Consider the following 24,371-nt stretch of genomic DNA (forward strand, 5'->3'; position numbering starts at 1 on the left):
GCCGGTTGCGCCGCGATCGTACCCTCGTCCCTTCCGGAGTCCGCCCCATGCGCCTTCCCGTTCCGCTCCACCTCGTTCCGGATCGCCTGCGCCACGCCGTGCGCGGCCTGGCCGCGCGCCCGCTGTTCGCGTTCGTCGCAATCGCGACGCTGGCGCTCGGCATCGGTGCGAACCTGGCGGTGTTCTCGCTGGTCGAGCGCCTGCTGCTGACCCCGCTGGCGGTCGCCGAGCCCGATCGCCTGGTCAACCTGACCGTGCCGGGGCAGACCGACATCCGTGTCAGCTCGACCCTGGCCGGTAACGAGACCGCGCTGTTCAACTACCCGATGTTCCGCGACCTGGAGCGTGCCCAGGACGGCGTCGCCACGCTGGCCGCGCACCGGCCGCAACCGGTCAACCTCGCCTACGCCGGCCACACCGAGCGCGTGCAGGCGCTGCTGGTGTCGGGGCGCTACTTCGACGTGCTCGGCCTCACGCCCGCGCTCGGGCGCCTGCTCGGCGCCAGCGACGACGCGGTCGACGGCCAGGCGCAGGCGGCCGTGCTCGGCCACGCCTACTGGCGCGATCGCCTCGGTGCCGATCCGGACGTGATCGGCCGCAGCCTGGTCGCCAACGGCCAGGTGCTGCAGATCGTCGGCATCGCGCCACCGGGTTTCGACGGCACGACGGTCGGCCTCGCGCCCCAGGTCTACCTGCCGATCTCGCTGCGCGGGCCCGATGGCGCGGTCTCGATTCCCGACCACGCGCACCGCGAGCTCCACTGGGTGCACGTGTTCGCGCGGCTGGCGCCGGGCATGACCGCCGCGCAGGCCGCGCTGAAGCTCGACGGCGCGTACCGTGCCGCGATCGAAGCGTACGAGCCGGTGTCGGCGCTGACCGGCACGGCGGTGGCGCGTCATCTTGCGCTGGCGCCCGGCGCGCGCGGCCAGAGCCTGCAGCCCGATCGCTCGCGGGCCTCGCTGATGCTCGCGCAGGGTGCGGCGTTGCTGGTGCTGCTGATCGCCTGCGTGAACCTGGCCAACCTGCAGCTCGCGCGCGGCAGCGGCCGCACCGGCGAGATGGGCGTGCGCTCGGCGCTCGGCGCGAGCCGGCGCCAGCTGCTCGGCGAGGCGCTGGCCGAGCCGCTGGTGATCGCGCTGGCCGGCGCCGCCGCGGCGCTGCCGATCGGCTTCGCCGGCCGGCATCTGCTCGGCCGGCTGCTGCTGGCGGACCGCTCGGCGACGCTGACCGGGACGGGCATCGACTTCGCTACCGCCGGCGCCGCGCTGGCGATCGCCCTGGTCGCGCTGCTGGGTTTTGCGCTGATCCCGGCGCGCCGTCTCGCCACGGCGGCACCGGCCCGTGCGCTGGCCGGCCATGCCGGCGGCGTCGGCCGGCGTGGCACCGGCCGCCTGCGCGCGGTGCTGGTCACCGTGCAGATCGGCTTCTCGATGGCGCTGCTGGTGCTGGCCGGCCTGTTCGTGCAGAGCTTGGCGAACATCGCACGTGCCGACCTGGGCATGAATCTCGATGCCCTGGTCGCCTTCACCGTCGAGCCCGAACTCAACGGCTACGACCGCGCGCGCAACGCCGCGCTGTACGACCGCATCGACGCCGCGCTGGCGGCGCTGCCGGGCGTGACCGGCGTCGCGCGTGCGCAGAACCGCCTGCTCGCGAACGGCTACAGCGGCGGCGGCGCGGCCGTCGAGGGGCAGGACGGCGGCGGCTTCTCGACCTACAACCAGGTCGGCCCGGGCTACTTCGACACGCTCGGCATCGCCCAGCTCGCCGGCCGCGGCTTTGCACCGGCCGACAGCGCCGAGGCGCCGCCCGTGGCCATCGTCAACCGCCGCTTCGCCGAGGCGTTCGGCCTGGATCCGGCGGCGACGGTCGGCCGCACGCTGCGGCTGAACGGCCAGCGCCTGGAGATCGTCGGCCTGGTCGCCGATGCCGCCTATGCCAAGGTCAAGGCGCCGCCGCCGCCGCAGATCTACCTGCCCGACGCGCAGAGCGAGGCCAGCGGCTCGATGAGCTTCTACGTGCGCACCACGCTCGATCCGGCCGAGCAGCAGGCATCGATCGCCGCGGCGGTGGCGGCGATCGACGCCAACCTGCCGCTGCGCAGCCTGTCGACGCTGCGCGAGCAGGCCCGCGTCAACGTCGCTGCCGACCGCACCATCAGCCTGCTCGCGACGGCGCTGGCGCTGCTGGCGACCCTGCTCGCCGCGGGCGGGCTGTACGGCGTGCTGTCCTACCTGGTCGCCGAGCGCCGCCGCGAGATCGGCCTGCGCCTGGCGCTCGGCGCGACGCCGGCGCGGCTGCGCGGCCTGGTCGCGGGCCAGGTCGGCCGCATGGCGGTGGCCGGTGGGCTGCTCGGCCTCGCCGCGGCACTGGCCGGCGGCCGCCTCGCCGCCGCGAACCTGTACGGGCTGACCGCGCACGATCCGACCGTGCTGGCCGGCGCGGCGCTCGTGCTCGCGATCGTCGTCGCGCTGGCCGCCTGGCTGCCGGCGCGCCGCGCGGCGCATACCGATCCGGTGGAAGCGTTGCGGCACGATTGAGCATCCGCGCCGGACGTCGTCAGCGGCGTCCGGCCGGTTCGGACGGGAGACCGGAAGCGTCAGGCCGACAGTGCCTGCCGCACGTGCAGCCCGTGCGTCGCCAACGGCGCCGGCGATCCCGGCGTGCTTCATGCGGTTCCTGGCCGACGCGACGCTGCTGCGGGCGCGGACCGATCCGTGAATGCGTTGCCTGGCGGCCCGGCTGCGGGTCGGCCTGCCGTCGACGACCGCGGCAGGCGGATCCGCCGGCGTGGCGGCCGATCACCGGGGACGGCCTGTCCGGCCGGTGCCGTGCAAGCGGACAGTCTTGTCCGTTTCTGGACGGGGCCGGCCCGGCGAAGCGCGTCACGGCGGGTCCGGCCGGTTGGCGCGGGATTTGCGTAGCACCTGCCGTAGCGGCCGGCCGGCCGACGAGCCCCACCGAGGACAGGTCATGCGGACGCTGGTGCTGGAACTGAAGCAGGCCTGGCGCGCCATCGTGCTGCGTCCGGGATTCTCGGCGCTGGCCGTCGGCGTCCTCGCGGCGGGCCTGGCCTGCGTGATCTACATGCTGATCGCGATCGGCAGCCTGGTGCTGCGCCCGCTGCCGTTCCCGCATGCCGACCGGCTGCATCACGTCGGGCTGCACGACGGCAACGACAGCGGCGGATCGCTCGAGCCGCTGCGCAGCCAGGACCTGCTGGACCTGCGGCGGCAGCTGGCCGGAACCGCCGAGGTCGCCGGTTTCATGCAGGCGACCGTGAACCTGAGCGACCTGGAGCGGCCCGAGCGGTTCGCCGGCGCGTTCGTGTCCGGCAACCTGTTCCAGGTACTCGGCGTCGCACCGGCGCTGGGCCGCGACTTCGCCCTGACCGACGAGCAGGACGGCGCGGCGGTGGTGATGCTCTCCCACGCGGTATGGGTCGCACGCTACGGGGCCGACCCGGGCATCGTCGGCCGCCAGGTGCGCCTCAACACGCTGCCGGCGACGGTGATCGGCGTGATGCCGCAGGATTTCAGCTACCCCGATCGCGAGACGGTCTGGGTGCCGGCGCGCTTCGCCGGTGCCGGCACCGGTACCGATCAGGAATACCGGGTGGTGGTACGCCGCACGGCCGATGCGTCGATGGCCGCGCTCGACGCCGCGATCGCGGCCTGGTTCGCCGATGCCGCGCGCGCGCAGCCGGCGCACTTCCGGCACCTGGCGGCCGCGGCGCAGCCGCTGGCCTGGCTGGCGGTCAACCCCGGTACCCGCACGGTGATCGGCATCATGCTGGCGTCGGTGCTGCTGGTGTTGCTGGTCGCCTGCGCCAATGCCGCCAACTTGCTGCTGACGCGCACGCTGGGCCGCCGCCAGGAGCTGGCCGTCCGCGTCGCGCTGGGCGCGAGTTCCCGGCGCCTGATGCTGCACCTGATCGCGCAGAGCCTGCTGCTGACACTGGCCGCGGTGGCGATCGCGATTCCGCTGGCGCACCTAGGGGCGGCCTGGACCGAGCGCATGTTCGCCGCCTCGGAGGACGGTCCGCCGCTGTGGATCCATTTCACGTTCGACCCGCAGGTGATCGGCATGACGGCCGCGGTGGCGGTGCTGACGGCGCTGGCGGCCGGCTTGCTGCCGGCGTTGCGTGCGCGCGAGGCCGCGCTGGCCGGCGACCTGCGCGACGGCGCCCGCGGCATCGCCGGCGGACGCTTCGCGCGGATCAGCCGGGTGCTGGTGATCGGCGAGGTGGCGCTGTCGTGCGCGCTGCTGATCGCGGTCGGCACGCTGGCCTACGGCATCGCGGCGCTCGACCGCACCGAACTCGGCATCGATCCGTCCAACATCCTGACCGCGCGCGTGGGCCTGTTCGCCGACGCGCATCCGACCGGCGCCGAGCAGACGCGCGTGATCGAGCGCATCGTCGAGCGGCTGCGCGCCGACCCGGCGGTGATCGACGCCACCGCCGGCACCAACCTGCCGGCCCTCGGCACCCAGCTGCGCGAGGTCCTGCCCGAGCGCGAGACGGCCGGCGACGGACCGCTGCCGCGCACGCTGTACGCGGCAGCGGACGATCGCTACCTTGCGGCCTACGGGCTGCGGTTGCGCGAAGGGCGTTTCTTCGACACGCGCGACGCGGCCGACGGCGTCCCGGTGGCGGTGGTCGATGCGCGCTTCGCCGACCGCATGGCAGCGGGTGGCCCGGTGCTCGGCCAGCGGTTCCGGCTGAACCCGCGCGAGCCGTCGAGTCCGCTGCTGACCGTGATCGGTGTCGTCGAGGGCCTGACGATGAGCCAGCCCGGCACGCCGGTGCATCCGGCGCTGCTGGTGCCGCTGCGCCAGCAGCCGGCGCGCTTCGTCAGCCTGGCGGTGCGCGTGCACGGCGATCCCGCCGCGTTCGCGCCGCGGCTGTCGGACCTGATCCGCGCAGTGGACGCCGACACGCCGGCCTACTGGGTGCGTACCTACGCGCAGACGATCCGCGAGAAGACCTTTACCGAGCGCCTGCTGGCCCAGGTGTTCGGCGCGTTCGGCGCGATCGCGCTGATCCTCGCCGGCGCCGGCCTCTACGGCGTCATGGCCTTCGCGGTGGCCCAGCGCACGCGCGAGATCGGCGTGCGCCGCGCGCTCGGCGCCTCGGCAGGCAGCGTGCTGCGCGACCTCGCCACGCTGACCGGCACGCAGCTGGGCATCGGCCTGGCGCTCGGCCTCGCCCTGGGCATTCCGTTCGCGCGGGTGCTGGCCGGCGCGCTCGACAGCATCGAGGGCGGGGGCGTGCTGGTCGTGCTGGCGGTGCTGCTGGTGCTGGGCCTGGCCGCGGCGCTGGCGGTCGCGGTGCCGGCCCGGCGTGCCCTGCGCGTCGATCCGATGGTGGCCTTGCGTCACGACTAGAGCGAGAGCGTGCTATGGACGTTGAGCGGAGTGCGAAGGCCCCTGGCGCGGTGATCCGGCAAGGCGCGGCTCGCCCGGTAGACCGGCCGTCTGGCCCAGGGCTGCAACGCCGCCGGGCGCCGCGCCCGGGGCTTGCCCGAAGGGTTGTGCCGTCGCGCTGGTCCGACCGCGTTGCCCACCTTGCCTTGCACGCCACCCAAGGCGGCGACGGGCGCCTTACCGGGACTGCGTGGCGGCACAACGCAGCTCACCTCAACGTCCATGACAGGCTCCAAGGGGAAGACAGCCATGATCCGTGACATCCGATTCGCCCTGCGCACCTTGCTGCGCAGCCCCGTGTACGCCGTCGTCGCGGTGCTGATGCTGGCGGCCGGCATCGGCCTGTCGATCTTCATGTTCGGCAGCCTCAACGCGTTGGCGATCAAGCCGCTGCCGTTCGCGCAGGCCGATCGCCTGGTCGGCTTCGTCTACACCGACAGCCGCGCCACCCAGCGCAACCTGGCGCTGCCGACACTGGACTGGCTGGACCTGCGCGAGCGGCAGCGGACGCTGGCCTCGCTCGAGGCGTATTGGGTCGGCACCGCCAACATCGGCGGCCTGAACGGTCCGCCCGAGCGCCTGTCCGGCGCCTGGCTCAGTGCCGACGCGCTGGCCACGCTCGGCGTGCGGCCGGCGCTCGGCCGCGATTTCGCCGCCGCGGACGCCGCGGCCGGTGCCGAGCCGGTCGCGCTGATCTCCGATCGCGTCTGGGAGCTGCAGTACGACCGCGATCCCGGCGTGCTCGGCCGCAGCTTGCGCGTCAACGGCACGCCGACGCGGATCATCGGGGTGATGCCGCCGGGCTTCGCGTTCCCGTCGGCCGAGCGGATCTGGATGCCGATCGGCACCGACCGCACCGCCGCCGCTGCATCGTACGCGCGCCTGCAGACCTTCGGTCGCCTCGCCGACGGCGTCTCCGTCGCGCAGGCGCAGGCCGACCTCGACGGCGCCGTGACCGCGCTGACCGCCGAGCGCGGCGAGCCGCTGCGCGGCGACCGCGCGAAAGTGCGCCGCTTCTCCGAGCAGTTCATCCCGAGCCAGATCCTCGACGCCACGCAGACGATGTTCATCGCCGTGCTGCTGGTGCTGCTGATCGCCTGCGCCAACGTCGCCAGCCTGGTGGTCGCGCGCTTCGCCGCGCGCACGCGCGAGCTGGCGCTGCGCGCCGCGCTGGGCGCCGGCCGCGGCCGCCTGATCGTGCAGGTGCTGGCCGAGACCTTCGTGATCGCGCTGCTCGCGACCGCGCTCGGCTATGCCGGCGCCGACTTCGCCAGCTGGTTCATGAGCGACGCGATGGTCGCCTCGCCGAGCGGCTCGCAGCTGCCGTACTGGGTCACCTTCGAGGTCGATCCGCGCGACCTGGTGTTCACCGCCGGCATCGCCCTGGTCGCGACCGTGCTCGCCGGCCTGGCGCCGGCGCTGCGCGCCGGCCGCGTCGACGTGCAGACCTGCCTGCGCCAGGGCGGTGCCGGCGCGATCGGCGGCGGCCGTGCCGGCCGCTGGCTGGTCGTCGGCGAGGTCGCGCTGTGCGTGATCCTGCTGGTCTGCGCCGGCGTGGCGATCCGCAGCGCGCTCGAAGCGCAGCGCACGCCGCTGGGCATCCGGACCGACGGCGTGCTGACCGGACGCATCGCGATGTTCGACGCGGACTATCCCGACGAGGCCGCGCGCCTGCGCCTGGTCGAGGCGTTGCAGCCGCGGCTGGCTGCGCTGCCCGGCGTGACCGTGGTCGGTTTCGGCACCACGCTGCCGCTGATGGGCTACGGCCGCGACCGCTACGAGCGCGTCGGCGACGCCTACGCCGAGGACAACCAGCGTCCGCAGGCCTTCGCGGCCGGCGTGACCACCGGCTACTTCGAGACCTTCGGCATCGCGCTGCGCGAAGGCCGCCTGTTCGACGCGCGCGACACGGCCGCCTCGCCGGGCGTCGCGGTCGTCAGCGCCCGCCTGGCCGAGCGCGCCTGGCCCGGCCGCAGTGCGATCGGCGAGCGCTTGCGCATGAATCCGGGCGACCCTGCGTCGCCGTGGCTCGAGGTGGTCGGCGTGGTCGCCGACAGCGTGCAGGCCGATTACATCGAGACCAGCGAGACCTCCTCCGGCAATCGCAGCGACGGCAACGTGTTCCGGCCGCTGACCCAGGCGCCGAGCAACATCGTCAGCTTCGCGCTGCGCGCCGACGGCGACGCGCAGGCGCTCGGCGAGGCGGTGCGCACGGCGGTGACCGCGGTCGACGCGAACCTGCCGGTCTACTGGCTGCGCCCGATGGACGCCTGGCGCGCGGCCCTGATGTGGGGACCGGACATCCTGGCCAACCTGTTCGGCGCGTTCGCGCTGTTCGCGCTGCTGCTGACCGCGGCCGGCGTCTATGCGGTGCTGGCGTTCGAGACGACGCGGCGCACGCGCGAGATCGGCGTACGCCGTGCCCTCGGCGCGCGCGCCGGCACGATCGTGGCGATGACGCTGCGGCGCGGCGGCGGCCAGGTCGCGGTCGGCCTGCTGATCGGCGTGCCGGCGGCGCTCGGGTTCGCGCAGCTGCTCGGCGGCGTGATGATGCCCGGCGCGCAGACCGATCCGCGCGTCTACGCGGCCGTGGTCGCCGTGCTCGCGCTGGTGCTGGTGCTGGCCGCGGTGCTGCCGACGCGGCGCGCGCTGCGCGTCGACCCGCTGGTGGCGCTGCGCGACGAGTGAGGCGCCCGCCGCCCCGCGGCGAAGGGCGCCACGTGCCTTGAACCTGAACGCGCGCTTTCCCGGCGCGCGCTTCAGGCGGTCCGCCAACGGCCGACATCTGGACCTGGGAGACTGCCGGCGCATACCTTCGCCCGATCCTCGTCCAGGAATCCGCCGCATGCGCTTGATCGTCGTCCTCGCCGTGCTCATCGCCTCGGGTCTGCCGTCGCGCCCGGCCCTTGCCCAGGCCGACGCCGCGCCGGTGGCGGTAGCGGAGGCCACACCGGTGGCGCCGCCACCGGCGGCCGAGCCGGACATCGCCAGCCTGGAGACGATCGTCGTCACCGGTGCGCAGCCCGGTCCCGGGTTGTGGCGCGTCTCGCGCGGCAGCCACGTGCTGTGGATCCTCGGCACGCTTTCGCCGCTGCCGCGCGACATGACCTGGCTGTCGGCCGACGTGGAGGCGACGATCGCCGGGTCCGAGGTGGCGCTGGCTTCGCCGGGCGTCGACTTCGACGCCGACGTCGGCTTCTTCGGCCGGCTCGCGCTGCTGCCCTCGCTGGTCAAGGTCCGCAACAACACCGACGACAAGACGCTCGACCAGGTGCTGCCGCCCGATCTCTACGCGCGCTGGCAGGACCTCAAGGCCAAGTACATCGGCCGCAGCCGCAAGGTCGAGAAGTGGCGCCCGCTGTTCGCCGCCGGCGAGCTGTACCGCAAGGCGCTCGACAAGCAGCGGCTGACCGAGTCGGGGCAGATCGGCAAGGTCGTTTCCAAGGCGATCAAGCAGCACGGCATCACCAAGGTCGACACCCACGTCAAGGTGAAGATCGAGGAGCCGCGCGCGGCGATCAAGGCGTTCAAGGCCGAGGAACTGGACGACGTCGAGTGCCTGCGCCAGGTGCTCGACCGGCTGGAGGCGGACCTGGCGACGATGACCGCGCGCGCCAACGCCTGGGCGGTCGGCGACGTCGACGCCTTGCGCACGCTGCCGCACGACAGCCCGGTGCGTACCTGCTTCGCGGCGATCGCCGAAACCAGTTTCGCGCGCGAGCGCGGCATCGACGACCTGCCCGAACGCGTCGAGGCGGCCTGGCTCGCCGCCGCCGAGGCCGCGCTGCGCGACCACGAGACCAGCTTCGCGACGCTCTCGATCGGCGACCTGCTCAAGCCCGACGGCCTGCTGGCCAAGCTCGTCGCGCGCGGCTACGAGGTGGAAGCACCTTGACGTGCCGATGCGGTCCACGGCCGGGCAAGAAGGCCGGGCCGCGCGGCGCATCGCCCGAGCCTGCGACAGGCCCGCTTCCGGCACGTACTGCGCCGATACGACCGCTGCGGCCAGTACGGCAGAGGCACCCTGGGCGCGCCCGGGCCGGCCGCGCGGGCGGCTACCCGATCACGCCCATCACCCAGCGGTCGAGCGAGGTGCCGGGTAGGGCGAAGGCCGGTGCGAGGTGGACCACGAGGAAGAACGGCACGCCCCACAGCGTTTCGCGGTGCAGACGGCGCAGGGTGGCGAGGTCATAGGCGACCAGGGTCAGGCCGAGCGCCAGCAGGCCGAGCATGGTCAGCACGACGCCGTCGAAGCCGGCGAACGGCGGCAGGGCCGCGAGCCGGATCAGCGCCGGTGACATGATCGAGAACATCGCCAGCAGCATCAGCCGCTTGTGCGCGTCCAGCCGGCGGCGCCTGAGCACGGCGCGGCACAGCAGCACGCCGAACGCGACCAGCGCGCCGAAGTCGCCCCATAGCACCAGCCCGACCAGGCCGCGCCGCGCCTCGACATCTATGCCCTGCAGGCGCCAGTTCGCCGGCAGCTGCGCCATCGTGTACAGCGAACTGGCGACCACGGCGATGGCGAGGCACACGCCGGCCACGCCGAGGCGGCGGTGCAGGTCCGTGCGCCCCGCGGCCGCCAGCAGCGTCTGCACCGTGAACAGCGCGAACCAGGCGACGGCGATCGCGCCGTGCACGACCAGGTAGGGTCGCAGCGGTTCGGCCGGCCGGAACAGCGTGCCCCAGAAGCCGGCCACGACGGCCGCCAGCATCAGCACCGCCATCGTCGGGAAGAACAGGTTCCGGCGCGGCGCGGCAAGCCCGTGCGGGCCGGGGTCGAGGGTCATGGCTGGAGAAGACATGCGTGGGCATCTCCCGGGGTCGAGGTTCTGACAGGGGGATACGCGAATGCGGAGGGATTTCGGACATGGGCCGCGCGCGGTGACGCCGGACGAGCCCACGACCGGTTTCGGGGCTATCCCAGGGGGCGATCAACGCCGCCGCATCCGGTCCGGTGTACGAAATCGGGGCCGGGGCTGTCCGGATCTGGACGAATCGGCTGGGACTGCGGCGGGCGGACCCGGAAAGGCCTTTCAATACAATGCGGTAGAAGCCCGCGCCGACTGGCACGTTCCCTGCTGCCCGCGGAGCGTTCACGTCCCGATCCGGATACCGACCATGCCATCCCCCTTCCTGCAGCCGCTGCGCCGCGCGTTCCGCTCGCCCTGGTTCGCGCTGATGGTGGCCGTGCTGGTCGCCATCGTCGTCGTCGTCAACGCGACCGCGTTCACCGCGATCCACGCGCTGCGCTGGAAGGCGCTGCCGTATGCCGAGGCCGACCGCCTGGTCGAGCTGCGCGCCGACCTGGTCAAGTTCGGCTTCACGGTCGGGCTGACCGAGCGGCTGCGCGAGCACGTCGCCGCGGATACCGCGCATTTCGCCGGGGCGCTCGGCTACCGCGTGGCCCAGCAACTGCGCAAGGACGTCGACGGCGAGCGCTGGCGCATCGCCCGGACCACGGCGGATCTCGGCAGCGTGCTGGGCGTGACGCCGGCGCTGGGGCGCCTGTTCGCGACCGACGACCTGCGCGACGGCCCGGACGCGGTGGTGGTGTTGTCCGATACGGCCTGGCGCGCCAAGTTCGGCGGCGATCCGGGCGTGATCGGCCGCGAGGTGCGCTTCGACGAGCGCACCTACACGGTCATCGGCGTGATGCCGCCCGGCTTCGTGTTCCCGGACGCCTCGGTCGATGCGTGGCGCCCGTATGTCATGAATGCGGCCGAGCGCGCGCAGTCCGACGGCGGCAACGTCGGCGATCTCGACGTCGTGGCGCGGCTGGCGCCCGGCGTGGGCGTCGCCCAGGCCGGCGAGCGCCTGCAGGCGCTCTTCGTCGCCGACACGAGCGTGGCGGGCCTGCTGCAGAACGCCGGTATGCGTGCCGATGCGCGGGCCTGGCGCGACCGCTTCGCCGTCTCCCACTGGCGGGCGCTGGCGCTGCTGCAACTGGCGGCGCTGTTGCTGCTGGTCGTGGTCGCGGCGAATCTGGTCAACCTCAACCTCGATCGCCTGCTCGGGCGTGCCCGCGAGTTCGACATCCGCCGCGCGGTGGGCGCCGACGAGCGGACGATCACGCGCGGTATCGTCGCCGACCTGGCGCCGCCGGTGCTGGCCGGACTCGCCGTCGGCCTGGCGCTGACGCCGTTCGGGCTGAACCTGGCCCGGCACTACGAACTGCTGCCGGCCGACCTGCCGCAGGGCGCCGGCTTCGGCTTCGCCGCGGTCGTCGCCGGCGCGCTGGTCGCCGCCCTGGCGCTCGGCAGCGGCCTGGTCGCGGCGCTGGTGTCGCGTGGCGCGGTGCGCCTGTCGGCACGTGCCGGCGTCGGCGGCCTCGGCCGCGTGCGGCCGGCGATGATCGTCGCCCAGGTCATGCTGACGACGATCCTGCTCGGCGGCTCGGGGCTGCTGCTGCGCAGCGCGGTCAACCTGATGCAGGTGGACCGCGGCTTCGACGCGACCGGCGTGCTGCTGACCGTCGTCGATCCGGCCGCCGTCAGCATCAGCGGCGGCCGCTACGATCCGGCGACCGACTACGAGCGCCTCAAGCCGGTGGTCGAGGCCTTGCGGGCCGACGTCGCCGGCCTGCCCGGCGTGCAGCAGGTGGCGATCGCCACGGCGCCGCCGTTCAGCCAGTGGGAAACGGTGTCCGGCTTCCGCACGCCGGGCCGGCCCGACACGCTGCAGGCGCGGGCGCGCCAGGTCGGCCCGGGCTACTTCTCGGCACTCGGCATCGGCCTGGTGGCCGGCCGCGAGTTCGAGCCGGCGGACCTCGGCGAGAACAGCCCGGTCCTGGTCGACGAACTCTGGGCACGGCGCTACCTGCCCGGCGTCGATCCGATCGGCGCCTATGTCGACGTGCCGGTCGACAATCAGGGCACGACGCGCCCGGCGCGCATCGTCGGGGTCGCCCGCACGGTCAAGCACGAGCGCCTGGACGAGGAGGCCAACCTGCCGACGGTGTACCAGGTCGCCGAGGCACCGCTGCCGATCTTCTGGCTGGTCACGCGCGTGCAGGGCGATGTCGCGGCGTTCGCCGAGACCGTACGCCAGCGCGTGCAGGCGATCGCGCCGGGCAGCGACGTCGGCGTCAACCGGCCGCTGGCCGCGCTGGTCGGCGAGACGCTGGCCGCACAGCGGTCGCTGCTGGCCGCGCTCGGCACCTTCGCATTGTTGACGCTGGCCCTGGCCGCACTGGGACTGGCGGCGGTACTGAGCTTCGCGGTCCGCCGCCGCACCGCGGAACTGGGCGTGCGCATGGCGCTCGGCGCCTCCTCGGCCCGCGTACGCGGCCTGGTGATGCGTCAGGGCGGCCGGCTGATCGCGCTGGGCGCGCTGCTCGGTCTCCTGGCCGGCCTGCCGCTGGCGCGGCTGCTGGCCGACCGCCTGCACGGGCTGGCGTTCAGCGACCCGGCGACCTGGGCGGCGGCCCTGGCGCTGGTCGGTGCAATCGCCGCGCTGGCCTGCTACCTGCCGGCGCGCCGTGCCGCCGGCACCGATCCGATCGTCGCGCTGCGGCAGGAATGAACCGGGCGCCCGCGTTTCGATAGCCGGCCGCGATCCCTGGCGATCCGCAGGGGAGGCCGGCTGTCCAGCGCGGACGCCGGTGCGGGTCCGCCACGCCGGCGCGCGGCGATGACGGTCCGCCGGCAGGCGCCGGGGATTCGGCAGGCGTGTGCAGGTGGCCGGACGGGTGGCGCGCACAGGCGCCGATGGGGCGTTTCCTGCGCGGTGTCCGCATCCGATCCGCAACCTGACCGAAAGCGGACAGGTCGGTCCGGTGCTTTCGCAGGAAAACCTAGAAGAAACAGCATGATGGTGATGCCGTGTGGCTGGCATGCTCTGTGCCAGACTGGGAGCGTCACCTCTTGTTCCCGTCCTGCCGTGCCGATGGTCCCGACCTCCGCTTTCGTGTCGCTTCGCGGGCGCCCGCCGCCGCGGGTCCGCGTGCCCGCAACGGTCGCGGGCATGAGCGCGTCCGCCTCGCTGCCCATGGCAGGTCCGACCCGAACCGGGGGCCGCCGCAGCGGCGATCGCGCCCTCGCCTCGACCGTTCACGGTCCCACCGCTTTTCCGGAGATGCCATGACCCCGTCCGACTTCCGCCAGACCTTCCGCCGCCTGTCGCGCGCGCCCGGCTTCAGCGCCCTGTCGGTGCTGCTGCTCGGCCTCGCCTTCGGCGCGCTGGCCTGCGTGTTCAGCGTGGTCTACGGCCTGCTCTTCAAGCCGCTGCCGTATCCGCAGGCCGACCGCCTGGTGCTGGTGGAGTCGCGCGTGCTCGGCATCCCGTTCGACGTCGGCCTGTCGACGCCGCTGCGCGAAGAGATCGTGCAGGCCGCGCGCGGTATCGACGGCATCGCGGCCTGGCGCGAGAAGAACGTCGTGCTGCGCGACGAGACCGGCCGCCGCATGGGTTCGCTCGATGCCGCCCTGGTCGAGCCGCAGGCGTTCGGCCTGCTCGGCGTGCAGCCGGCGCTCGGCCGCCTGTTCGGTGCCGAGGATGTCGCCGAGGGCGCCGCGCGTAGCGTCGTGCTGTCCTGGGACGAATGGCAGAAGCGCTACGGCGGCGCCGAGGATGCGATCGGCCGCGCATTGCGGCTGGAAGACCAGGACTACCGCGTGATCGGCGTGCTGCCGCAGGGCTTCGTCTTTCCGACCAGCGAGATCCGCCTATGGATGCCGCTCGGTTTCAGCGCCGACGAGCGCTCGCGTTCGCGCGCCGGCAGCTTCGACGGCACGCTGGCGCTGGCGCGGATGCGCAGCGGCAGCGATATCGGACCGGTCGGGGACGAGCTCAACGGCATCACCAAGGCGATGCCGGAACTCGACGGCGCCTTCGGCGACAGCCTCAAGCTGCAGGTCAGGCCGATCCGCGCGCTGTGGACCGGCGAACGGCGCGACGCGCTGCTGCTGATGCTGCTGGCGGTGTCGATGGTGTGGCTGGTCACCGGCGCCAACGTCGTCAACCTGTTCCTGGCACGTGCGCTGGGGCGCCGCCAGGAGTCGGCGGTGACGGCCGCGCTCGGCGCGACGCCGTGGCAGCGCGCGCGCATCGCGATGATCGAGGCGGCGGTCCTGTGCGCGACCGGCGTCGCGCTCGGCTGCGCCTTGCTGCCGGCCGGCTTGGCGCTGCTGCGGCACTTCGACCTGCTGCCGACCGGGACGCCGCAGGCAATCGGCATCGATGCGCCGACGCTGCTGCTCCTGGCCGCGCTCGCGTTCGCGCTGTGTGTCGTGCTCGCGCTCGCCGGGCTGGCGGTCCAGCGGGGCAATCTCAACGACATGATCCGCCGCGGCGGTTCGCGCCATACGGCCGGCGGCGCGGCGCAGACCGCGCGCAAGTCGCTCGTCGTCGCGCAGGTGGCGCTGACGGTCGCGCTGCTGTTCGGCATCGGCGTGCTGTTGCGCAGCACGCAGAACCTGCTCGCCGAGGACGTCGGCTTCCGCCGCGACCACCTGCTGTACGTGGCCCTGTCCGACCTGGTGCCGGCCGGTGCCGCGCCCGAGCTGCGCGCCGCGCGCCTGACCGAGATGGCCGAGCGCACGCGCGCGCTGCCCGGCGTCGCCGCCGCCGGTCTCGGCAGCATGATCCCGTTCGGCCACAGCATCGCCACGACCAGCTACACGGCGCCCGGCAACGAAGACGCCAAGGACCAGCCGATCGGCTACGACCAGAAGGTCGACGCCGGCTACTTCACCGCGCTCGGCATCCCGATCCTGCGCGGCCGTGCGTTCAGCCCCGAGGAGGTGCGCGCCGGCGCGCCGGTCGCCGTCGTCGACGAGCAGTTCGTGAAGCGGCACTTCGGCGAGGCCGATCCGCTCGGGCAGCGCTTCAAGATCGGTGTCGGCCCGGATCAGCCGGATATTGACGTCGCGATCATCGGCGTCGTGCCGACGCTCAAGCAGCGTTCGCTCGACGAGGTCGCCGATCGCGTGGCGATCTACCGGCCGGTCGCGGCGCCGCCCTATGCGGCGATGGCGGTGCGCACGACGGTCGATCCGGCCGCGCTGGTCGGGCCGCTGAAGGCGCTCGGCGAGGAAATCGCGCCGAAGGATGCGCTCGGCCCGATCGTCACGCTCGGTGATCGCGTCGCCGACACGCTGAAGGACCGCACCCGCCTCAATGCCTTGCTCGGCCTGCTCGGCGTGACCGCGCTGCTGCTGGCGGCGGTCGGTCTCTATGCGGTCCTCGCCTACGCGGTGCGCCAGCGCGTGCCCGAGTTCGGCGTGCGCATGGCGCTCGGCGCGCGCGCCGGCAACGTGCTGCGCCAGGTGCTCGCGCAGGGGCTGCTGCTGGTCGGCGCCGGCGTGGTGCTCGGCCTGCCGCTGTCGTGGCTGTTCGCGCGGCTGCTGTCGGCGCGGCTGTACCACGTCGGCACGTTCGACCTGCCCACGCTCGCCGCGGTCGCCCTGGTGCTGGGCGGCATCGGCCTGCTCGCCTGCCTGTGGCCGGCGCGCCGCGCGGCGGCGACCGATCCGGCGGTGGCGCTGCGCAACGAATGAACGCCTTTACCCGAATGTCGAGAAGCGCGCTCCGGCCCGTCGCTCGATCGAACGGCGCAAGCCGAGCTTGCGCACCTCCTCCCCGAATCGATCGCCTGCGCAATCGTTTCCGGAGCGATCCTTGCTGGATCGCACCGGCAGGCGGTCGAGAAGCCGCCTGCCATTCACTTTGGAGCCTGCGATGATCCATCTCGAGAACGTCGAAAAATCCTTCCCGCTGGCCGGTGGCCGCACCTGGGTGCTGCGCAACATCCGCCTGGACATCGCGCCGGGCGAGTTCGTCAGCGTGATGGGGCCGTCCGGCGCCGGCAAGAGCTCGCTGCTCAACGTGCTGGGCCTGATGGACCACGACTGGCAGGGCGGCTACGCGCTCGACGGCGTCGCCGTCGACGCGCTCAATCCCAAGCAGCGCCAGGCGCTGCAGCGCGAGAAGATCGGCTTCATCTTCCAGCACTACCACCTGATCGACGACCTGAAGGTCTGGGAGAACCTGGACCTGCCGCTGCAGTACCGCGACATCCCGGCCAAGGAGCGCGCCGCGCAGGTGGCCGACCTGCTCGACCGCTTCCAGATCGTCGGCAAGAAGGACCTCTACCCCAGCCAGCTCTCCGGCGGCCAGCAGCAGCTGGTGGCGGTGGCGCGCGCGGTCATCACCAAGCCCAAGTTGCTGCTCGCCGACGAGCCGACCGGCGCGCTGCATTCGAGCCAGGCCCGCATGATCATGGACCTGCTGCACGAGCTGCACCGCCAGGGCAACACGATCGTCCAGGTCACCCACAACGAGGACTACGCGAAGGAAGCCCAGCGCATCGTCCGGTTGCGCGACGGCTGGATCGAGAGCGAGACCGCCGGCGACGGGAAGCGCGCCGCATGAACCCGGGTCATCTGCTGCGCGCGGCCTGGAAGCACCGCGCAGCGAACGCGGTCACGGTGGCGACGCTGGCCGTCACCGTCGCCGTGGTGCTGGCGGCGCTCGCGCTGGCGCACAACTTCTTCGTCTCGCCGTGGACCTACGACTCGGTCCGGCTGGGCGTGCTGACCCACCGCGCCGCCGCCGACACGCGCAGCCTCTACGGCTTCAGCGCCGAGGAGTTCCGCACGCTGCGCGACAGCGCGCTGTTCGAGCAGCTGGTGGCCAGCCGCGGCCGGCCGGTGGCGCTCGAAGGCCCGGACGGCTACCCGACGCGCATGCTGATGGTGCAGACCCAGCCGTCGGCGCGCACGGTGACCGGCGTCGCGCCCGCGCTGGGCCGTTTCCTGGCCGACGAGGATCGCGCCGGCTCGCCGACCACGGTGATCTCGCACGCGCTGTGGCAGTCGCATTTCGGTGGCGATCCGGCCGTGCTCGGGCGCGCGCTGCGCGTCGAGGACGCGGTCTACACGGTGGTCGGCGTGATGCCCGACCGGTTCCACTTCATGGGCGGCGATTTGTGGGTGCCGCATGCGAGCGACCTGGACACGGACCAGGACGCGGCACGGCCCTACGTGGTCAACGTGCGTTTCAAGCCCGGCACCGACCTGCCGTCGCTGCGCGGCGCGCTGGCGACGCTCAGCCAGCGCCTGGTGGCCGCCGCGCCGGCCTCGCGCTACCTGCCGGGCTGGACGATCACCGGCGAGTACGTGATCGATGCGGTGATGGGGCCGATGCGCCCGGCGGTCGGCCTGCTGGTGGTCGCCTCGCTGCTGATGCTGCTGGTGGTGCTGGCCAACGTGGCGACCCTGATCAACATCCGCCAGGTGGTGACCGAGCCGCAGCTGGCCGTGCGCCTGGCGCTCGGCGCGACCTCGCGGCGGCTCTACGCCGATGCGTTCGCGACCAACTTGTTGCTGGCCGCCGTCGGCGTCGGCCTCGGCTGGGCGCTCGGCGGCGGCGTGTTCGAGCGCATCGTCGGCATGATCTCGGCCGACTGGATCCCGCGTGAGCTGGAAGGACGGTTCGTCTACGCCGGCGCTTCGCTGCGCTGGATGCCGCTGATGGTGGTCGGCTGCGCGGCGCTGATGACGCTGTCGCAGTGGCCGCGCTTGCGCCGCATCGACGCGCAGGCCGCCGTGCGCACCAGTGCGCGCACCGGCGCCGGCGCGGGTGTTCTGCGCGGCGTGCGCGGCCTGGCCGCACTGCAGGTCGCGGCGGCCACCGTGGTCGGCGTGCTGGCGTTCTGCGTCGGTGCCGGCACCGCGGACATCCGCGCGCGTGCGCTCGGCATGCGCGTGGACGGCGTCGCCTCCACGCGGCTGACGCTGCCGCAGGCGGCCTATCCGGACCCGGCTGCGCGGCGCCAGTTTGCCGAGCGGCTGCGCGAGGCGCTGCGCGCCGAGCCGGGCGTCGCCGACGCCGCCTTCGTCGACGCCGCCCCGTTCCAGCGCTACCGCCGCCAGACCGCGCTGCGCGCGGATCTCGCCGGCGGGCCGCAGGAACTGAGCGTAGGCCTCAGCAGCAGCCTGGGCCCGGTACCCGACGTGCTCGGCCTGGGCCTGCTGCATGGCCGCTACCTGGACGACGCGCGCGACGGTGCGAATGCGCCGCCGGTGGCCGTGGTCAGCCGCGCGCTGGCGCTGCAGGTCTGGGGCACCGACGACGTGCTCGGCCGCACGCTGAGCCTGGCCAGCGATGCCGAGGCGCCGGCGCGCCGCATCGTCGGCGTGCTCGACGACATCCGCTACGGCGGCGCCCTGGCCGAGCCCGAGCGGCTGGTATTCATCCCGCACGCGCAGGATCCGGCGCTGCCGGCGGCGTTCGTCGTGCTGGCCAGCGGCCGCGACGGCCGCGTGCCGGCGGCCGACGTGCTCGCACGGGCGGCGGCCGGCGTCGACCCGCGCGTGCCGCTGTTCGACACGGTGCGGCTGGCCGACCGTGCGCAGGAATCGGTGGCCGGCCTCAACCTGGCCGAGGCGGCGTTCCGCGTCTTCGCGGTGCTCGCGGTCGTCCTGGCACTGATGGGCACCGTAGTGGTGCTTTCGTTCCTGCTGGCGGTGCGCCAGCGCGAGTACGCCGTGCGCAGCGCGCTCGGTGCGGCGCCTGCGCGCCTGGCGCGCGGCGTGGTCGGCGAGGGCGTGGGCATCGGCCTGTTCGGCGCGCTGGCCGGCCTCGCCGCGGCCTGGGGCGTGGCCGGCCTGGTCGACGCCAGCCTGTACGGCGCCACGCCGTGGCGCTGGCTGGCCGCCGCGGCGGTCGGTGCCGGCCTGCTGGTCGCCGTCACGCTGGCCACGCTGTCGCCGGCGCGGCGCGCCGCCGCATCCGATCCGATGCTGGCGCTGCGCAGTGACTGACCCGGCCACCCGCCGCCGGACTTGCCGCCCGGGCCGCGCCGGGCGATCCTCGGCCGGCGTGTGCGCCGGGCGTGCACCGCTGCGCATCTGTCCAATGGAGTCTGCCCGTGTCCCGTGAACGACCGCCCATCCTCATCGCCGACGACCAGGCCGACGTGCTCGAGTCGCTGCGCCTGCTGCTCAAGGGCGAAGGCATCCCGACCGTGCGCGCCGGCAGCCCCGGCGAGGTGCTCGAGCAGCTCGGCAAGGAAGCGCCGGCGCTGGTGCTGATGGACCTCAACTACACGCGCGATACCACGTCCGGCCAGGAGGGCCTGGAGCTGATCGCGGCGATCCGCAAGCTCGATGCGGCGATCCCGGTCGTCGCGATGACCGCCTGGGGCAGCATCGACCTGGTCGTGCAGGCGATGCGCGCCGGCGCCAACGACTTCATCGAGAAGCCGTGGGACAACCAGCGCCTGCTGACCGTGCTGCGCAACCAGCTGGCGCTGGCGCAGTCGCGCGGCGAGACCGCGCGCCTCAAGCGCGAGAACGAGATCCTGCGCGGCGACGAGGACGGCGGCTTCATCGCCGAGTCGTTGCCGATGCGCCACCTGCTGGACCAGCTCGACCGGGTCGCGCCGACCGACGCCAACGTGCTGATCCTCGGCGAGAACGGCACCGGCAAGGGGGTGATCGCGCGGCGCCTGCATGCGCGCTCGCGGCGCGCGGCGAGGCCGCTGGTGAAGGTCAACATGGGCGGCATTCCCGAGTCGGTGTTCGAGGCGGAGATGTTCGGCCACGTGCGCGGCGCGTTCACCGACGCCAAGAGCGACCGCATCGGCCGCTTCGAGCTGGCCGACGGCGGCACCCTGTTCCTCGACGAGATCGCCAACATCCCGCCGGCGCAGCAGCCCAAGCTGCTGCGCGTGCTGGAGGACGGCGAGCTGGAGCGGGTCGGTTCCTCGCGCACGCTGAAAGTCGACGTACGGCTGATCTCGGCCACCAATGCCGACCTGGCCGACGACGTCGCCCGTGGCGTGTTCCGCAAGGACCTGCTGTTCCGGCTCAACACCGTGGAACTGCGCCTGCCGCCGCTGCGCGAGCGCGGCGAGGACGTGCCGCTGCTGGCGCAGGCGTTCCTCGACCGTTTCGTGCGCCGCTACAACCGCGACGGCCTGCGGTTCGCGCCCTCGGCGCTGTCGGCGCTGTCGGACTATGCCTGGCCGGGCAACGTGCGCGAGCTGTCGCATGCGATCGAGCGCGCGGTGCTGATGAGCGCCGGCAGCGTCATCGACACCGATGCACTGGGCCTGCAGGCCGGCCAGCACTCCGGCGCCAGCCTGGCCGCGGCGTTACCGCCGGCGGGCAACGGCGGCGCCGCGCCGGCCGGCACGATCGAGCAGGCCGAGGAACAGATGGTGCGCGACGCCCTGCAGTCCACCGGCGGCAACATCCAGCGCGCCGCCGCGCTGCTGGGCCTCAGCCGGCCGGCGTTGTACCGGCGCATGGAAAAGTACGGGATCCAATGACGCCGTGGTGCTGTGCCAGACCAGTCTCCGGTGGTATGGGTCGTCAACGATCGGAGCGAGATTTGGCCGGACCGGTGGTGGCCGGCACGGCAGGCGGGTCGTTCAGAGTGAGGTAGCTGTCGACTTGGGAGTCGAAAAGTTGCGGGTCGATCATCTGATCGACCGTCCGTTCGCGGGCCTTCTCGAAGGCTTGCTGGTAGGCTCGTGTTCGCTTGAAGGCTTGGAACTGGGCCTCGCGATACGTCACGAAGGCCTCGCCCTCCATGTCCAGACGTCGCTCCACCCTGCCGTCGGCAATGCGTATCAGGGTGTAGCGCTCGAAGAGCGCCTCCTGCTCGATACGGTCGAAGCGGGCGATCGGCCCCCGTGGAATGATCAGCGTCCCGGAGTACCAGGAAGCGACAGGGTCGATTCCCGAAGGGAATACCTCGCGTATCACGTCGCGAGCGATGATCTTTCCATCGGTGCTGTGTTCGACGTCGATCTCGATCTTGCGCAGCCACAGCCTTCCGCCGGCTATTTCCCAGGTACCTCTGTAGCCGCGATAGAGTGCGGTAGACCTGATGCCTCGGCGAACCGCTGCGAACCTGTCGGGCTCGGCGTTCCAGTACGCAGCCAAGGGCGTTGCAAGCTCGATCCATGCGGTCTCGCCATCGATGATGACGCGCTCTGGAAGCTGCGTCGTCGCGCTCCCGGCGCCGCTAAGCAGAGCGATGGCCAACGCCAGGACTCCTATCCAGATCGGTCGCATCACGCGTTCTCCATGGCCGATGTGCCGGCGCTCGAGGCGCGGCTCCGTGTCGCACATGATGATGCAGATGGCGCGGGAATGCGTATGCCTGGATCGTGTCTGCTCGAACAGCCATCTTCACGCCCTGCTGCTGGCCCGGAGCGGCGTACGTGACCCCGTCGCCGTCCCGCTGGCGCTACGAGACCCGCACGCTGCTGGCGACGCTGCTGGCGACGGTACCGGCCCTGGCCGCCCTGGCCGTCGCCTTCGGCTACCTGCTGACACCGGTGATCGCGGTGCTGGCGTGGACCGGTGTCGCCGCGGTCACGCTGGCGCTGGCGGCCGAGGTGAGACGCCGGGCGATCTACCCGCTGCAGACGCTCTCCAACCTGCTCGAAGCGCTGCGCGAGGGCGACTACAGCCTGCGCGGCGCGCGGGCGCGGCGCGGCGACGCGGTGGGCGAGGTGGTCTGGGAGATCAATGCGCTGGCCGACACGCTGCGCAGCCAGCGGCTGGCCGTCGAGGAGAAGAGCGCGCTGCTCAGCAAGGTCATCGAGACGCTGGACATCGCGGTGTTCGCGTTCGACGGCGACGGTTTCCTCAAGCTCGCCAATGCCGCCGGCGAGCGCCTGCTGGGTGCCGAGTTCAGCCGGCTCGACGGGCGGCCGGCGAGGTCGCTCGGCCTGGCCGAGTACATCGACATGCCGGGCGTGGGCCTGGTCGAGCGCAGCTTCCCGGGGGCGAGCGGCCGCTGGGAGGTGCGCCATGCGCGCTTCCGCGACGATGGCCGCCCGCACGACCTCATCGTCATCAGCGATCTCAGCCGCGCGCTGCGCGAGGAGGAGCGCCTGGCCTGGCAGCGCCTGCTGCGCGTGCTCGGCCACGAACTCAACAACTCGCTGACACCGATCCGTTCGATGACCGCGACGCTGGCGAAGATCCTCGCCCACGATCCGCTGCCGGAGGATTGGCGTGAGGACGCCGCCAGCGGCCTGGCGATCGTCAGCGACCGCGCCGAGTCGCTGTCGCGCTTCATCGGCCGCTACACCTCGCTGGCGCGGCTGCCGCCGCCGAGCCCGCGGCCGGTCGCGTTCGACGAGCTGGTCCAGCGCGTGGCACGGCTGGAACAGCGCATCGCCGTCGACATCGCCCCGGGGCCTGCGGTGCAGCTGACGATCGATCCGGACCAGATCGAGCAGGCGCTGATCAACCTGGTGCAGAACGCGGTCGACGCCACGCTCGGCATCGGTCGCGCGGTCGCGTTGCGCTGGTACGTCGAGGGTGACCAGGTCCGGGTGGAGATCCTCGACGAAGGCCCCGGCCTGCCGCCGAGCCGCAACCTGTTCGTGCCGTTCTTCACGACCAAGCCCGGCGGTTCCGGCATCGGCCTGGTGCTGGCCCGGCAGATCGTCGAGGCGCACGGCGGTACGTTGAGCCTGGAGAACCGCAGTGATGCGCGCGGCTGCGTCGCGCGGCTGCGCCTTCCGCTGGAGGGTGCGGCGCATGCGTCCTGAGCGTCGCTGCCGAGGCGTCCGGATCGTGCTGGCGACGCTGCTGGTGCTGCTGCCGGTGCTGGCCTCCGCGGCGCCACGATCGGCGGCCCTGCTGGCCGGCGGCCGTGCCGCCTGCCGCGCGATCGCGGCACAGGTCGATGCGGTCCCCGGCGACGGGCCGCTGCTGTTGCGCAGCTACGACCCGGTCGCGCCCGGCGAGCCGTCCGCGGACGAGCCGGCGCTGGTCACCGTCGCCTTCGGCTACGACAACGCCTTGTCCGTCCTCGCGCTGACCGCCTGTGAGCGTCCGCGGCAGGCACGGCGCATCGCGCTGGCGCTGCGCGCGGCAGCGATGGGCGAAGCGCGCCTGCGCAATGCCTACCGGGCCGGTCCGGTGGAAGGCGAGGGCGTACCGTTGCCGAACGGCTGGTGGGATGCCGCGCAGGGCCGCTGGGTGGAGGACGCACACCAGATGGGCACCGCCACCGGCAATGTCGCCTGGACCGCGCTGGCGATGCTGGCGATGGCTGCGCGCGACGACGACCCGTTGTGGCGGGCCGCCGCCGTGCGCCTGGCCGAGTGGGCGCTCGCCCATACCGGCGATGCGCGTGGGGACGGCGGCTTCACCGGCGGCGTGCACGGCTTCGACGCCGCCCCGCAGCGCCTCACCTGGAAATCGACCGAGCACAACGTCGATCTGGCCGCGGTGTTCGGCCTGCTGGCGCGCGGTGCCGACGCCGAGCGCTGGCGCACGCATGCGGACCAGGCGCGGCGCTTCGTCGCCGCGCAATGGGATGCGGCGCAGGGCCGCTTCCGCGTCGGCACCCAGGCCGACGGCATCACGCCGAACGAGTCCACGTCCGGTCTCGACGCGCAGCTGTGGCCGCTGCTGCTGGCCGACGCGCCGGCCGAATGGTGGCGCGCACTGGCGTTCGCCGAGCGCATGCACGGCGTGCGCGGTGGCTTCGACTTCAACGCCGATCGCGACGGCATCTGGAGCGAGGGCACCGCGCAGGCGATCCTGGTCTACCGCCGCGCCGGCCGCAGTCGCGAGGCGCGCATCGCCTATGCCGAGCTGCCGCCGGTGCGCAGCGCCTCGGGCTACCTCGACGCGACCGATCGTCCGTCGATCACGACGGGCCTGGCGATCGGCCCGGACAGCACGACCGACGATTTCCGCTACTACCGCCGGCCGCACCTGGGTGCGACGGCGTGGCTGGTACTGGCCGCGCGCCGCTTCAATCCGTTCACGCTGCGCGAAGGCTGAATACCCGTGCTTCGGACGAGGCGGCCGGGCCGGGCCTCCGTCCCGGTCTGGTTTCGCGCGACGGCCCGGCGCGTCAGCGATGGCGGTGGGCCTGCCGAGGCGCGGCGAGAGGTCGGACTTGGCGTCCGCCGCGCGCGGTGCGCTTGAGGCATCATCGCGCCGCTGCGCGCGAGCGCG

General features: G+C 73.1%; 13 protein-coding genes. 11 read left to right on the forward strand and 2 right to left on the reverse strand.

Features of this window, described 5'->3' with window-relative positions; all coding sequences use genetic code 11:
• Positions 1-47 precede the first annotated feature (47 nt).
• The 4 genes from I596_RS01495 (at position 48) to I596_RS01510 (ending at position 9,322) form a co-directional block, all read left to right on the forward strand.
• The gene (locus I596_RS01495) at positions 48-2,540 is read left to right on the forward strand and encodes an ADOP family duplicated permease (RefSeq protein WP_067643162.1); all 2,493 of its coding nucleotides are present in this window, start codon (positions 48-50) and stop codon (positions 2,538-2,540) included.
• A 433-nt stretch (positions 2,541-2,973) separates the two neighbouring features.
• A complete protein-coding gene (locus I596_RS01500) occupies positions 2,974-5,388 on the forward strand; it encodes an ADOP family duplicated permease (protein ID WP_067643165.1) in 2,415 nt (804 codons plus the stop codon).
• A gap of 288 nt (positions 5,389-5,676) precedes the next feature.
• Complete coding sequence (locus I596_RS01505; protein WP_067643168.1) at positions 5,677-8,115, forward strand: ADOP family duplicated permease; 2,439 nt, start codon at positions 5,677-5,679, stop codon at positions 8,113-8,115.
• Positions 8,116-8,272: 157 nt separating this feature from the next.
• Positions 8,273-9,322, forward strand: coding sequence for a TraB/GumN family protein (locus I596_RS01510; RefSeq protein WP_083965288.1), 1,050 nt, complete (start codon positions 8,273-8,275; stop codon positions 9,320-9,322).
• Between the two features lie 160 nt (positions 9,323-9,482).
• Here the strand turns inward: I596_RS01510 and I596_RS01515 are convergent, their stop codons facing one another.
• Positions 9,483-10,232, reverse strand: coding sequence for a hypothetical protein (locus I596_RS01515; protein WP_150131961.1), 750 nt, complete (start codon positions 10,230-10,232; stop codon positions 9,483-9,485).
• 316 nt (positions 10,233-10,548) lie between these two features.
• On the opposite strand from I596_RS01515, the gene I596_RS01520 reads away from it, so the two are divergent.
• The 5 genes from I596_RS01520 (at position 10,549) to I596_RS01540 (ending at position 20,704) form a co-directional block, all read left to right on the forward strand.
• A complete protein-coding gene (locus tag I596_RS01520; RefSeq protein ID WP_067643174.1) occupies positions 10,549-12,951 on the forward strand; it encodes an ABC transporter permease in 2,403 nt (800 codons plus the stop codon).
• Between the two features lie 557 nt (positions 12,952-13,508).
• The gene (locus I596_RS01525; RefSeq protein ID WP_067643177.1) at positions 13,509-15,926 is read left to right on the forward strand and encodes an ADOP family duplicated permease; all 2,418 of its coding nucleotides are present in this window, start codon (positions 13,509-13,511) and stop codon (positions 15,924-15,926) included.
• A gap of 181 nt (positions 15,927-16,107) precedes the next feature.
• Positions 16,108-16,800 carry an ABC transporter ATP-binding protein gene (locus I596_RS01530; RefSeq protein ID WP_067643179.1) on the forward strand — a complete coding sequence of 231 codons (693 nt, stop codon included), beginning with the start codon at positions 16,108-16,110 and terminating at the stop codon, positions 16,798-16,800.
• On the forward strand, positions 16,797-19,193 hold the full coding sequence (locus I596_RS01535; protein WP_067643182.1) for an ABC transporter permease: 2,397 nt from the start codon (positions 16,797-16,799) through the stop codon (positions 19,191-19,193). The genes I596_RS01530 and I596_RS01535 overlap by 4 nt, the downstream gene beginning before the upstream one ends.
• A 107-nt stretch (positions 19,194-19,300) precedes the next feature.
• Complete coding sequence (locus I596_RS01540; protein ID WP_067643184.1) at positions 19,301-20,704, forward strand: sigma-54-dependent transcriptional regulator; 1,404 nt, start codon at positions 19,301-19,303, stop codon at positions 20,702-20,704.
• A gap of 43 nt (positions 20,705-20,747) precedes the next feature.
• Here the strand turns inward: I596_RS01540 and I596_RS01545 are convergent, their stop codons facing one another.
• Complete coding sequence (locus I596_RS01545; RefSeq protein WP_150131963.1) at positions 20,748-21,425, reverse strand: hypothetical protein; 678 nt, start codon at positions 21,423-21,425, stop codon at positions 20,748-20,750.
• 179 nt (positions 21,426-21,604) lie between these two features.
• Between I596_RS01545 and I596_RS01550 the strand changes: the two genes are divergently transcribed.
• Both I596_RS01550 and I596_RS01555 read left to right on the forward strand, forming a co-directional pair.
• Positions 21,605-22,948, forward strand: a complete 1,344-nt coding sequence (locus I596_RS01550; protein ID WP_067643188.1) for a sensor histidine kinase — start codon at positions 21,605-21,607, stop codon at positions 22,946-22,948.
• Entirely contained in the window at positions 22,938-24,194 is a 1,257-nt protein-coding gene (locus I596_RS01555) for a hypothetical protein (RefSeq protein WP_067651270.1), read from the forward strand. The genes I596_RS01550 and I596_RS01555 overlap by 11 nt, the downstream gene beginning before the upstream one ends.
• Positions 24,195-24,371: the final 177 nt, after the last annotated feature.

Origin of the sequence: Dokdonella koreensis DS-123, from assembly GCF_001632775.1 — a bacterium.
GTDB lineage: Bacteria > Pseudomonadota > Gammaproteobacteria > Xanthomonadales > Rhodanobacteraceae > Dokdonella > Dokdonella koreensis.